General features: G+C 60.1%; 13 protein-coding genes. 8 read left to right on the top strand and 5 right to left on the bottom strand.

What is annotated here, in order from left to right; translation table 11 throughout:
• Positions 1–185: 185 nt before the first annotated feature.
• Entirely contained in the window at positions 186–965 is a 780-nt protein-coding gene (locus tag IEV62_RS17690; RefSeq protein ID WP_229733379.1) for a COG4705 family protein, read from the bottom strand.
• Positions 966–1,278: 313 nt separating this feature from the next.
• Between IEV62_RS17690 and IEV62_RS17685 the strand changes: the two genes are divergently transcribed.
• Entirely contained in the window at positions 1,279–2,583 is a 1,305-nt protein-coding gene (locus tag IEV62_RS17685) for an NRAMP family divalent metal transporter (protein ID WP_188449854.1), read from the top strand.
• Positions 2,584–2,631: 48 nt separating this feature from the next.
• Entirely contained in the window at positions 2,632–3,153 is a 522-nt protein-coding gene (locus tag IEV62_RS17680) for a hypothetical protein (RefSeq protein ID WP_188449852.1), read from the top strand.
• Here IEV62_RS17680 and IEV62_RS17675 read toward each other — a convergent pair.
• Both IEV62_RS17675 and IEV62_RS17670 read right to left on the bottom strand, forming a co-directional pair.
• Complete coding sequence (locus IEV62_RS17675) at positions 3,142–4,539, bottom strand: sensor histidine kinase (protein WP_188449850.1); 1,398 nt, start codon at positions 4,537–4,539, stop codon at positions 3,142–3,144. The genes IEV62_RS17680 and IEV62_RS17675 overlap by 12 nt on opposite strands.
• Positions 4,526–5,200: a winged helix-turn-helix domain-containing protein gene (locus IEV62_RS17670; RefSeq protein WP_188449848.1), complete on the bottom strand. Its 675-nt coding sequence runs from the start codon at positions 5,198–5,200 to the stop codon at positions 4,526–4,528. Before IEV62_RS17670 ends, IEV62_RS17675 begins: the two co-directional genes overlap by 14 nt.
• A gap of 176 nt (positions 5,201–5,376) precedes the next feature.
• Between IEV62_RS17670 and IEV62_RS17665 the strand changes: the two genes are divergently transcribed.
• The 4 genes from IEV62_RS17665 (at position 5,377) to IEV62_RS17650 (ending at position 8,393) form a co-directional block, all read left to right on the top strand.
• Positions 5,377–5,691, top strand: a complete 315-nt coding sequence (locus tag IEV62_RS17665; RefSeq protein ID WP_188449846.1) for a PepSY domain-containing protein — start codon at positions 5,377–5,379, stop codon at positions 5,689–5,691.
• A gap of 98 nt (positions 5,692–5,789) precedes the next feature.
• Positions 5,790–6,563 (top strand): COG4705 family protein, encoded by a 774-nt coding sequence (locus IEV62_RS17660; protein ID WP_188449844.1) that lies wholly within the window; start codon positions 5,790–5,792, stop codon positions 6,561–6,563.
• A gap of 5 nt (positions 6,564–6,568) precedes the next feature.
• The gene (locus IEV62_RS17655; RefSeq protein WP_188449841.1) at positions 6,569–7,621 is read left to right on the top strand and encodes a polysaccharide deacetylase family protein; all 1,053 of its coding nucleotides are present in this window, start codon (positions 6,569–6,571) and stop codon (positions 7,619–7,621) included.
• A gap of 490 nt (positions 7,622–8,111) precedes the next feature.
• Entirely contained in the window at positions 8,112–8,393 is a 282-nt protein-coding gene (locus tag IEV62_RS17650) for a hypothetical protein (protein WP_229733377.1), read from the top strand.
• Positions 8,394–8,461: 68 nt separating this feature from the next.
• On the opposite strand, the gene IEV62_RS17645 is transcribed toward IEV62_RS17650, so the two are convergent.
• Together IEV62_RS17645 and rpsU are read right to left on the bottom strand one after the other, a co-directional pair.
• On the bottom strand, positions 8,462–9,466 hold the full coding sequence (locus IEV62_RS17645) for a YncE family protein (protein ID WP_188449838.1): 1,005 nt from the start codon (positions 9,464–9,466) through the stop codon (positions 8,462–8,464).
• A 473-nt stretch (positions 9,467–9,939) separates the two neighbouring features.
• Positions 9,940–10,140 carry a 30S ribosomal protein S21 gene (gene rpsU / locus IEV62_RS17640; RefSeq protein WP_010160813.1) on the bottom strand — a complete coding sequence of 67 codons (201 nt, stop codon included), beginning with the start codon at positions 10,138–10,140 and terminating at the stop codon, positions 9,940–9,942.
• 355 nt (positions 10,141–10,495) lie between these two features.
• On the opposite strand from rpsU, the gene IEV62_RS17635 reads away from it, so the two are divergent.
• Positions 10,496–11,680, top strand: coding sequence for an MFS transporter (locus IEV62_RS17635; RefSeq protein WP_188449836.1), 1,185 nt, complete (start codon positions 10,496–10,498; stop codon positions 11,678–11,680).
• A gap of 139 nt (positions 11,681–11,819) precedes the next feature.
• A complete protein-coding gene (locus IEV62_RS17630) occupies positions 11,820–12,632 on the top strand; it encodes a class I SAM-dependent methyltransferase (protein ID WP_188449835.1) in 813 nt (270 codons plus the stop codon).
• The last annotated feature ends 326 nt before the right edge of the window (positions 12,633–12,958 follow it).

The raw sequence follows: 12,958 nt of genomic DNA, 5'->3' as shown, positions 1-12,958 counted from the left end.
GAAGGAACTCCATCGTCCGCCACCGCCTCCGCGGGACCAAACCTCAGCGCACGCGCGCTACCTCACCGCAAACTCCACTGCCGCGCAGCGGCTTCGTGCTCTGGGTCCTTACCGCCATGGCCTAGGTTTTCATAAAGCCGCTCGTATCGAGGAACGCGAAACGGCCAGTGGCGGTCGGGCCATCCTCAGATTGGCGCCTGCGATGAACCCTCAAGCGCATCAGCACGCGTGGTCGTAAGGTATATAACCAACCCGACGATCACCATCAGAAACACAGGGCTAACGATCGTCGTTGAATATCCCAGCCCGCCGTCCTTCGGGGCTTGTGTCAGGAAATCGCCCATCGATGCGCCGAGCGGCCGGGTCAGAACATAGGCTGACCAGAAGGCAAGCACCGGATTGATGACTTTGGCATAAAAGCCGAGCGTGATTACTACGATCAGTCCTCCGAAGATCGCGCCCGACAGTGCGTAGCCCAAGCCCATTTGCTCGGAAACCAAGTCGCCAGCCGCAGTGCCCAGCGCGAAGGTGAACAGGATCGCCAGCCAATAAAATCGTTCTCGCCGCGGCGAAGTGATGTCGTGGATCGAAAGGGTGCGTTCGGCCCGGTACCAACCGATGAAGGTTGCAGCGAGCGCGACCGCAAAGGCAATCGTGGTGACGTACAGGCTGATCCCGAACGTGTCGCTCAGATTGTCGGTGATGAGCGTTCCGACAACGCTGAGCAAAACAACAGTGATCCAATAAATCCACGGGACGTAGCGATCCTGCCGCATCTGAATGACGAGGAAGATCGCCAAAACGGCCGCTGCTAGCAGCGACGTAATCGTTAATCCGAAGCGCAGATTGAAATTGAGAAAATCCGCACCCGTTTCGCCGACCGTGGTCGCGAGGATTTTGATCACCCAGAAAGCGAGCGTGACAAGCGGCACCTTGCTCAGCATCGCGCGATCGGACCTTGTCATAAATTCCTCGACCTAATTCCTGCAGTGAGATGCTAACCGAACGAATTGTCATTCGTTCCGAGTTCGCAACGGATTCAGGACACGTTGGTAAGAAACAATCTTGACGCAGCTGTAGGGTGAGATCGACGCGGAAACATCTGCCATCATAACGGGCGTTTGAAACTGTCAGCCATTTCGTCCCAGGATCGCTCATCTCTCGACGATTAAATTATGGCAGATTTCATGAAGTGCAGTGACGGAGGAGATGTCTCGATCTAGTTCGGGCGTGTCGCGGCCGGGAGCGCAGTCGATAGTCCTAAACAGGATCCCGCGCATGCCCAACGACGTCCCCGCGCCAAATCCACACGAAGCGGTAAAGCAGCCGGAAAGACCCAAGCTGCTTGAAGTGCTCGGACCGGGTCTGATCACCGGAGCATCCGACGACGACCCCAGCGGCATCGCCACCTATTCGCAGGCGGGTGCGCAGTTCGGTTATGATCTGGGCTGGGTGATGCTGTTCAGTTGGCCGCTGATGTGCGCGATCCAGGAGATCAGCGCCAGGATCGGGCGCGTTACCGGGCGGGGGATCGCTGGCAATTTGAAGCGGCATTATCCCCGAGCGCTTCTCTACGGCATCGTCGCGTTATTGGTGATCGCCAACACCATCAATCTCGGCGCCGATCTAGGTGCAATGGCAGCAGCGCTGAAGCTGCTGCTGCCCGGCCCGCATTGGGCATATGTCGTGGCGATCGGGATCGCGTCGCTCGTGCTGGAAGTGTTCGTTCGATATTCGCGTTACGTCTCGCTTCTCAAATGGCTGACGCTTTCGCTGTTCGCCTATGTCGCGGTCGCGCTGATGGTGAAGCTGCCCTGGGCGACGGTTGGCTATCACCTGATCGTCCCCCATGTCGCGTTCAGCACCGGTTATCTCACCGTGGTCGTTGCCATTCTGGGGACAACGATCAGTCCCTATCTCTTTTTCTGGCAAGCCGAAGAGGAAGTGGAGGACATCAAGGAGCGGGCAGGCGCACGCCCGCTCGAGCGAGTCCCTGATCAGGCGAAGACGGAGCTACGGCGCATTCGGCTGGACACGCTGGTGGGCATGGGGCTGTCCAATATCGTCGCCTTGTTCATCATCCTGACGACGGCGGCGACGCTGCACGCCCATGGTGTGACCGATATTCAAACGTCCGCGCAGGCTGCCGAAGCGTTGCGCCCGATCGCCGGTCAGTTTGCGTTCCTGGTTTTCGCGCTGGGGATCATCGGCACCGGCATGCTAGCGCTACCGGTCCTCGCGGGCTCTGCCGCTTATGCGATGGGCGAAGCCTTCGGTTGGCATGTCGGCCTTGCGCGAAAGCCGCAGCGAGCAAAAGCGTTCTATGCAACGATCGGGGTGGCCATGGTCATCGGAACGGTGTTGAACTTTACGCCGATTGACCCGGTCAAAGCATTATTCTGGAGTGCAGTGATCAATGGGGTCGTAGCCGTCCCCGTGATGGTCGCCATGATGTTGCTCTCGAGCAATCGTGCGGTAATGGGCGACTTCCGGCTACCGCCCATCCTGAAATTGATCGGGTGGATTGCCACTTTGGTTATGCTTGCGGCCGCAATCGGGATGCTCGCGACCTTCACAGGCTAGGCTGTCAGGCTGCGGTTATTAAAATGTTCGCGAGAAAGGCTGGCGTGTATGCCAGCCTTCCTGACGGTCAAATCAATGGCATTGGCGAACCCGGCGATGGTGATACCAGACCGTGCGGCAATGACGCTGCTGCCAACCATAGCCACGGCCGCGATCACCATATCCGTGGTCACCATATCCGCGATCGCGATAGCCCCGGCGGTCGTCGCGACGCATGCCATGGTCGCTGTTCGACTGCTGGTCGCCATTGCCACGATCGTCGCGCCGAGCGTGATCGTCCTGTCGCATTCCATTGTCGCGCCGTGCCTGTTCGTCGCGACGCATTTAATCATCGCGCGACACAGGTTGATCCCGTCGCATATTGGGGTCCGGCTACTGGTTCGGATAGTTCTGGGCCAAAGCCGGGCCTACCAGGCTGGCGGTGCCGACCGTCTGGGCAACTGCGGCGGCGAATTTCAGGAAGCGCATTTTCTCTCTCCGATGGTTGAGGACTTCAAGCGCAACCAATCGCGTTCGAGAACGGGTACATCATTCGCAATAACCAATGTGGTGACCCGGTTAGCTCTTTGATCTCAGCGAGCCGTGATGGGCGCTCTGAGCAAGCGACAGTTCCGCGCGGAGCCCGGGGGCATTGTCGAGCAAGCGCAACGTGGCACCGTGGATTTTCGAAACGGCGGAGACGAGCGACAATCCCAGGCCCACGCCGGGCGTCGCCCGGCTTTCGTCGAGCCTGTAAAAGCGTTCGAGCACAGGCTCACGCTCGTCGAGCGGAATGCCTGGGCCGTCATCCGTAACACTGAGAACGATCCTGTCCGCGCCCTGTTCAAGCGCCACCAACACGTGCGTTCCGGTTGGCGTGTGGATGATCGCGTTCTCGATCAGATTCGTGACTGCCTGTGTAAGCATCTCAGGATCGGCTAGACCGAGCACCTCCGGTTGAACCCTAGCGGACAGCAAATGCCCTGCGTCTTCGGCAACGACGCGATATGCTTCGACCACCCGCGACACGAGGCCGCTCAGATCAACCTCGATAATCCGCTGCCGTCCCGCTCCAGCTTCCAGTGCGCTGATACGGAGCAGCGCGCGAAACACGCTGAGGATTTCGTCGACCTGCGCCAACGCAGCTTCGACCTGCGGTTCGGCCGCCGACCCGCTCACGCTCTCCGTCAGCGTTTCCAGCCGCTGGCGCAGTCGCGTCAGCGGCGTGCGCAGGTCGTGCGCGATGTTGATCGAGACGTGCCGCATGCCGTCCATGAGTACCTCGATCCGCGCCAGCATCTGGTTTAGGTTGGTGGAGAGTTCGTCAAATTCGGCGCTCATACCGATCGTCGGCAAGCGTTCAGTCAGGCTACCTTCCATGATCCGCGCAACCGATCTGTTCACCCGATCGAGGCGACGTAGAAAGACGCCACCCACAACGAAGCCGCCAATGAGCGCGAGCGTCGTAATTAGCGTGCCGAAGGCAGCGCTCGCCGTCCCCAGGCTCCAGCGTAATTCCTCGAGATCCGATGTGTCGCTGGCGACGACCAGCATTGTGCGATCATCAAGCCGCGCGCCGAGCGCGGACAACGTCATGGTTGCGGCACCATCGTCATTATCGGCATCGTGGTTGGGAAGAGTGACCAGGTGCCACCCCGGCTGGGCCATCGATGTCGGCAGGCTGCCCGCAAGATATTTGCCGCCACGGTCCACCAGCAAATAGCGCAGTTGATGCTCGCGTGCCGCATTCTCACGGCGGACGACCGACCGGATCGTGTCCGCCGTACCGACCGCGCGGCTTTCCTCGCGCAGCACGGCGACCTCGGCGACGATGCTGTCGTTCGTGACCTCGCTTGCGTACCGACTGACCGACTGTTCGACCATGAACAGCAAGGCGATCGCGCCGACCGCGAAAATCGCCGCCATCATAAGCGCGAAGCGGAACGCACCGCTGCGAAGCGGACTAAGCCGCCGCATCGAGCCGATATCCAGCGCCGCGTACGGTATGGATCAGATCATGGCCGTACCCACGGTCTACTTTGGCCCGCAACCGACTCATGTGGCTTTCGATGAGATTGGTTCCCGGATCGAAATGGAACGACCAGACATTCTCAAGCAGCATCGTCCGCGTCACGATCTCGCCTGAATGCCGCATCAGAAATTCGAGCAATTTATATTCCTGTTGCTGGAGATCGATGCGTATGCCGCCGCGCGTGACGAAGCGCTTGAGCAGATCGATCTCCAGATCGGCGACCGCAAGCCTGGTAACGGTCGCCGTCACCGGGGGACGTCGCCCAAGCGCCCCGACCCGCGCTAGCAATTCGGAACCAGCAAAGGGTTTCACGAGATAGTCGTCGGCGGTCTCCAAACCTTCCACACGGTCATCGACATCGTCCATGGCAGTCAGGAACAAGGCAGGGGTCTGAATCCCCGCAGCGCGCAGCGCCTTTAGCACAGCGAGGCCGTCGATACCGGGCACCATGCGATCGAGGATCAAGACGGAATAGCTGTTGCTGGTCCCGAGAAAGATTGCATCCGGTCCTGTCGCACAGTCATCGACCACATGTCCGGCAGCCTGCAGCAAGCGCACGATATGCTCGCGAACCTCCTTGTCATCCTCCAGTAGCAAAAGCCTCATCGCAATATCCTCGTCATGCTGCATCCTCGTCATGCTGCGGCCTGTGCAGAGCAGGAGTGAGTGGGACGATCGGCTAATTCGCCAAGTTAGCAATTCCTAACCTTCGCCTCAGGTCCGGCGAACGCGGGGTCGTCTAAAGCCAAGGCCAAGGCGCTTCGCCTTTGTAGGAGACTCTCATGCGTAAACTCATTTGTCTGACCGCGGTTGCAATGCTCGCCGCGGCCGGCGCTTCGGCCGCCCCTGCCGAGCACGCGCTTAAGGGCGCTAGCCTCGCACCGATGGCCAAGGTGACACTCGCCACCGCTCGGACGACTGCACTCGCTGTCCGTCCGGGCGTGATTACCGATCAGGAGCTTGAGAAGGAGAAGGGCGGCACGGGCTTGCGCTATTCGTTCGACATCAAGAGCAACGGCAAGACGTTCGAGGTCGGCGTCGATGCCCGCACCGGCAAGGTGCTCGAGAACGGTGCCGAAGGTCCCAATGCTGACTGATCGTTAACGAAAGCCGACCGCCGTCGCTCAAGGATCGTTTGAGCGGCGGCGTTCGTTCGATGCCCGATCGTGCACATGCTCGATGATGAGGATTGCCAATGGCTGACGCACCAACCGAGCCCGAGAAGGTCAGCAAGGTGCCCGAGGTCGTGCTGACCTTCTGGATCATCAAGATCGCAGCGACGACGCTTGGCGAAACCGGCGGCGACACCGTCACGATGTCGATGAACCTCGGTTATCTTGTCGGCACGGTGATCTTCGCTTCGCTGCTCGTCGGCTTGGTCTGGTGGCAGATTAGCGTGAAGCGGTTCCACCCATTCCTCTATTGGGCGACGATCATCGCCTCGACAACGGCAGGGACGACGCTTGCGGATTTTGCCGACCGGTCGCTCGGTATCGGTTATACCGGTGGCTCGGCATTGCTGCTGACGGGCCTCCTCGGCACGCTGGCCTTGTGGCATTGGTCGATGGGTTCGGTTTCGGTCGATACCGTTCGGACGCCCAAGGCAGAGATTTTCTACTGGGTAACGATAACCTTTTCACAGACGCTCGGCACCGCGCTGGGGGACTGGATCGCCGATACAGGCGGGCTTGGCTATGAGGGTGGTGCGCTGGTCTTTGCGGCCGCATTGCTGGTTTTGGTCGCGTTTTATTATTGGACCCGTGTCTCACGCGTCTTCCTGTTTTGGGGAGCGTTCATTCTGACGCGCCCGCTTGGCGCGACGGTCGGCGATCTGCTCGACAAGCCGCTCGACAAGGGCGGCATGGATTTCAGCAGACCCCTTGCCTCGGCGATCTTGGGGGTCTTCATTGTGGCATGCATCCTGTTGCTGCCGCAGCGCGCTGGACAGCATCCGGAAAATGCAAGGTAAGAGGGATGGACGGTCAACGATGGATTGGCGCCCTATTTCGCGGCTGCGCGCCGATCGCACTTGTGGCTGCATCGCTCCCAATAACGCCCGCCCACGCTCGCGAGGTAGCGATCACGTTCGACGATTTGCCCGTCTTCGGAAAATTTAGCTCGGCGGCAGATGGCGCTGCAGTGACCGCTCAACTGCTAGCGGCTATGAAGCGCAATCGCTGGAAGGCGACCGGCTTCGTCAACGAGATTCAGCTCGACGCGGCTGACCGGCCGCTCCGCATAGCTTTACTGCAAAGCTGGATCGATGCAGGGATGGATCTTGGCAACCACACCTATTCGCATCTCTCGCTGAACCGGACGCCGGTCGACGTTTATATGGCCGATGTCCTGCGTGATGAAACGGCTACCGCTCCAATGCTCGCCACAATCGGGCGTCACGAACGCTGGTTTCGGTATCCATTCCTTGAAACCGGTCTGACCGAAGCGACGCGTTCCCGCTTCGAGGCTTGGCTTGGCACACATGGTTACCGGGTCGCCCCCGTGACGATGGAGAATAGCGATTGGCAATTCTCAGGCCCCTACGACGAGGCGATGGCACGCGGGGATGCGCGACAGGCGCGTCACATCCAGCAGCAATATCTCGGGTTCACCGGGCAAATCGTGGCATGGTATGTGAAGGCAGGACATGGCTTGTTCAAACGCGATCCCGCCTTTGTCTTATTGCTCCACGCTAGCAGACTTAATGCCGCCAGCATCGATGGCGTAGCCTCGATCCTTCGTAAGGCAAAACTTCGCCCGGTTTCGCTTGCTAAGGCGATGCGCGATCCTGCCTACCGGACGGTCGATGGTTATACGGGTCCGGATGGGATCGAGTGGCTCGAGCGTTGGTCCCTGACCTTGCATCGCGACTTACCCTTTGAGAGCATCCCTAAAGTGCCTGCTGATATTGCCAGGTCCGATGTCCGCTTGGAAGTCGGAACACATAATTCAAATCCGTATAGCTCACCGCCTGGAAAATCTAGCCATCCACACGCGTCCCCGATTCTCGGTGACAGTGATAGCCACTGATCGTTGCAAAAGGGGCCGCTGCGCTAGCTTGGACGCAAACTATGCAGCAGTTTGCTCATACCCAGTCTTGATAACGTGATGCGGTGGATGGTCCCGGCACCCGCTTGCTTTCACAGACCTTGGCGGTGGCAAGGCTGCTGCATGTGGGCCGGGCCTGGCAGGTCCAACTGCCAACGCTCAGCGCACGACCAACGGCAAGCCGCACAACGACGTGTGCATAGCAAAACCTGGTGTCCAACCTTCTCGCGAAAAACTGTTCGGGCTGTTTTGAGACGCATCAGCGCCGGGTAGGAAATGAGGCCGTCGCATCTGCTTGGGAGCTAGGGACGCGACGGCCCACGCGGACCGTAATCCGCGAGGCCTAAAACGTAGCATGTGACCTTTGGTAACGCCATACGGCCGAATCCTTTGGGCTTGCCGACGTCGAAGTTTTCAGGGACACCGCTACCGCGCCGACGATGCAGTTCGGCAGGTCCATAAAGGGATGCAAATGAACAAGAAACTCGTGCTCGCAGCAGGCGTCTGCCTGCTTTCGCTCAGCGCCTGCGGTCACAAGACCAAAGCCGCCGAGAATGTTGCGGCGATGGCTGACAACGCCGCCGACAAGATGGACGCAAATGCGTCCGCAATCCAAACAACCGCCGACGCTATGGGCGGTAACACCGAAATGATGATGGACAACCGCGCCGACGCTTTGACCAACAAAGCTGATGCGGTCCGCGAAGCCGGTGAGAACAAGGCCGACGCAATGGACGCGGCTACCAAAAAGTAAGCGCGCGAACCTGGAGACGATGGGGCCCGACACAACCCTCATCGTCTCAAGGTCGGACACCGACCGAACTACCTGCCTACGACTAAGATCTCGAACGAACCCGGCACCATCGGCGGGCGGCTGCCAACCGCCGTGGGTGGGGAATACTTTACCGACGGCAGGTAGACCCTGCCTGTTTTTGTATCGACCATGCCAAGTCGCGCGCCCTTGGCGGTCTCGACAGTCTCCACGATCCTCGCAGTCTGGCCCAAAACAGCAATGACGGATAGCGTGCCGGTTGCACCGGATGGCACGTACGCGAGCTTGCGGACACTATCGTAAAAAGCGGCATCGGAGCCCTCGCCGATCTTCAAGGCCTGCACAACCGAACCCGTGTTCGGTGACACGAACGCCGCGACACCATTGCCACAGGCGGCAAGCAGCAGATTGTTAGGCGCCAGATATGCGAGCCCTGTCGGTTCTTCGCAGCCGGCCATCTTATAGTGGCCGAGAACGGTGCGGGTTTTCATGTCGATTGCGACCAGCTCACCCTTGTCCTCGACATTGACGAATGCCTTGCCCCTACCGTCAGCCGCTGCGTACTCGAGCGTACCTCCAACATCGATCGAGCCACGGAGCGCCCCACTCTTGGGATCGATCAGGTCCACCTTTCCACTTTTGTGTCCCAGCACAAGCACGAGCCCAGTTGTCGGCTCGAGGATCGCAGCGTCCGGACCTGCACTGACGGTCGTCGTGATACGGGCCTTACCCGTAGCTGCGTCCAATATGGTGACGGTCGCATCGCCGCCGTTGGTCACCAAAAGCTCCTTGCCGCCATTGATCGGGACGACCTGATGAGAGCGGTTCGTCATCGCAAGGGCCAGGGTCGGCTTACCTGTATCGGCGTCGAGCGACATGATCGATGCGCGACGGGTGATATAAAGTTTTCGGGCCGCTTCATCGATGGAGACGTAGTCCCATCCGCCATCTCCTCCAGCCGCGATCCGTCCAACGACTCTCATTTGTGGCGCGCCGCTATCAGCGATCGCCGGGACGGCTGCGGTGATCGCCAGAAAACTCAGTCCGGAGATCAATCGAGCTTTTATATGCACAGGGTGAGTTCCTCGGCTAGGTCGCGCTTAGTAATATGAATGGAGCATCGCGCCGCGCCGCGAAAGGCGAATTGTTGTCTACGGACGCTGGTAGGACCTGCAGCATCGGTGCCCCGATACAATATGAGGCCGCATGATATGCAAGGCTGACCGTCAGCACGGTCTGAGGACGGCAAACCGCGGGACAAGCGGACCCGGGAAGGGGTGACGTCGCGAGCAAGAGCATACGAGGATCGGCATCTATCTTCTCCAGCAGGCGATACTATTCGGCCAGCTCAGTTGAACGGCCGCTGACGGCTTCAGTGGCCGCGCGGGGGTCCACACCACGCAGGCTGAGCCGTATTGATACACTTGACTGCGGGCAGATGCAGCTAGCTGGCATCGCTAAGCGCAATGGAGAGCGATCCCAGGTTACCTTTACTCGGTCGCGTCGTCATCGACCGCACGAAGGCTGATCAACCGTCCTTCTCGGCGCGCTTGCGATCAGCCTTTTTCGCGCGACGGATGGCGGCGGCATGCTGACGGGCACGCTTCTCCGAGGGCTTCTCGTAGTGTTTCCGGAGCTTCAATTCGCGATAGACGCCTTCGCGCTGCAGCTTCTTCTTCAGAACGCGGAGTGCTTGGTCCACATTGTTGTCGCGTACAATGATCTGCATGTTGGCCTTCTCGAGATGTCGTGCAGCGCCGAAGACGCAACTCGCTCTATGGTCCGGGGCGCCTCAAGCCAAGACCCGATGCGCGGCTCGGTGCCTACGACTAAAGCGGATCGGCGACATTAACAGATGTCTGAAGTGGGGGATCGCAAAAGAACCGTCCGACGTCGCCTTCGGGGTCCTCGCAGCCGCGAAGCTGCCGGACGGCTGCCGCCCAAAAGTCGTCGTTCTTCCCCTCGACAAGGCAGGCCAAAAGCGATCAGTTATGTCCGCCAGCTCCTCGGCGGTATGAGAACCCGAAGATGTTTATTGTCGCCGTCATAGTCCTTCAGGTCGCGCAACGCTATCTGCGCCACTGATGGCAACCACGCGCCCGCCCATGCCACGCACAGTCTGGGCACTTGGGCTGGTCAGCCTCTTTATGGATCTGTCGTCGGAGACGATCCATGCGCTGCTGCCGCTGTTCCTGACTGTGACGTTGGGCGCGAGCGTCGCCCTTGTCGGGCTGATCGACGGGATGGCCGAGGCGACGGCCTCGATCGCCAAGGTTTTCTCAGGCTACCTGTCCGACCGGCTGCGTAAGCGCAAGGCGCTCATCCTGATCGGCTATGGCCTGGGTGCGGTCACCAAGCCGCTGTTTGCGCTCGCAGGGTCGCCCGCCGTGGTCTTCGGCGCACGTTTTGCCGACCGCATCGGCAAAGGCTTGCGAGGCGCACCGCGCGACGCACTCGTCGCCGACGTCACCCCGCCAGAAATCCGCGGGCGTGCGTTCGGGCTGCGCCAGTCGCTCGATACGGTCGGAGCGTTTGCGGGGCCGCTGCTTGCGATCGGACTGATGGTGCTGTTCGCCAATGACATCCGCATGGTGTTCTGGATCGCAGCCATCCCGGCAGCGCTCGCTGTGGCGTGCGTCGTGTTCGGCGTCGAGGATGCGCCTGTCGCGATCGCGCCGCTGGCCGCGCCGCCCGTCCGGCTGATCGACCTGAAGCGATTGCCGCGCGCCTTTTGGATGGTCACGCTCGTTGGCATGGCATTCACGCTCGCACGATTCAGCGAGGCGTTCCTGATCCTGAAAGCAAGCGCCGAGGGGCTGCCGCTGGTGCTTGCACCGCTCGTTCTCGTCGTGATGAACCTCGTCTACGCGCTCGGTGCCTATCCGGCTGGAATATGGTCGGATAGCGTGCCCGCACGGTGGCTGTTCGGATGGGGCTTGGTCGCGCTGATCGCCGCCGATCTTTCGCTAGGACTGGTGCCGGGCCTCGGCGGCGCGTTCCTCGGCATCGCGCTTTGGGGTGTCCACATGGCGCTGACCCAAGGGTTGCTCGCCAAGCTCGTCGCCGATCACGCCCCGGCCGACCTGCGCGGCTCGGCGTTCGGCGCGTTTAACTTGATGACCGGCGTCGCGATGCTGTTCGCCAGCGTTATCGCCGGGCTAGTCTGGGACCGCTTCGGCGCGAACGCGACCTTTCTGGTCGGTGCCGGGTTTGCGGCTGTCGCACTGCTGATAGCCGCTCAGTTGAAGGCAGCCTCTGAGACGGTCTGATTAGAACGACATTACCAGATGCATATTGAAAGTGCTGAATTCCAGATGCACTTATGTCGATGATTGGCTTCCGGTCGATCCAGGGACTTCTGATCTGACAGGTGTTAAGCAGTACGAGCAGAACAGATAGGATCGCGCGATGAATCCGAACAAGGCTTTGTGGGAAAAGGGCGATTTCACCCGACTCGCCGCGACGATGCGCCAAAACGGCGACGACCTCGTCGAGAGCCTGGGCGTAACGCCGGGGATGGACGTACTAGATCTGGGCTGCGGTGACGGAACGACGGCGATCCCAGCAGCGCGGCGTGGGGCAAACGTCCGTGGCGTTGACATTGCAGCGAACCTCGTTGCTGCTGGCAACGCTCGAGCCGCAGAAGCGGGACTAGACAATATCCGGTTCGAGGAAGGCGATGCGTCCAACCTGGATGGTATTGCCGACGAGAGCTTCGACTTGGTCGTAAGCATTTTCGGCGCCATGTTTGCGCCGCGGCCGTTCGACGTTGCCCGCGAAATGGTACGCGTTACGCGGCGCAGCGGCCGGATCGTGATGGGCAACTGGATTCCCGGCGACCCCACACTCGTTGCGCAAATACTGAAGATCAGCGCTGCCTATACGTCGCCGCCGCCCGACGGGTTCATTAGTCCGGTCACATGGGGCCTCGAGGAAAGTGTTCGTGAACGCTTCGAATCGGCCGGCGTGAGCCCGGAAAACATTTCTTGCGAACGCGCCACCTTCGTATTTCGGGATGAGCGATCGCCGTCCGCATTTTTAGGGCTCTTTCGGGATTATTATGGGCCGACGATGAATGCGTTCGAGGCGGCAGCCAAAGACGGCCGCGAGCCGGAGCTTGCCGCAGAGCTGACAGCACTATTTCAAAGTCAGAACCGGGGTGGCCCCAATGCCACCGACATACCAGCCACGTACCTGAAAGTGACTGTTCGGCGGACTTAACACTGCGTGCCTCTCAATGCAGCGTCTGAACTGTCGATGCCATCCTCCTGAGTTTTGACGGCCTGGGCGACGATTGATCCACCTCGATAAATTGACTCATGGCTATTAAGCGATCCGATCGTACGCGGCACCGGATCATTCAGGATCGGTTGATCCGCGCCGAAAACGCAAGCTGAACAAATGGCAGAAGTTGGGTAGCCGTCAGAGACGATCGGACGTCGGGTTCTGTGAAGGATATCGGATGCCGGCAGGCGTACGATATCCTCCAAAGCAGGAAGCCGCGGGCCACGCGTGCTGACCTATGGGGATTTCGGTTTTCGCCGCGT

It is taken from the genome of Sphingomonas psychrolutea, from assembly GCF_014636175.1.
Classification (GTDB): domain Bacteria; phylum Pseudomonadota; class Alphaproteobacteria; order Sphingomonadales; family Sphingomonadaceae; genus Sphingomonas; species Sphingomonas psychrolutea.
This window is presented reverse-complemented; position numbering and strand designations above follow the sequence as displayed.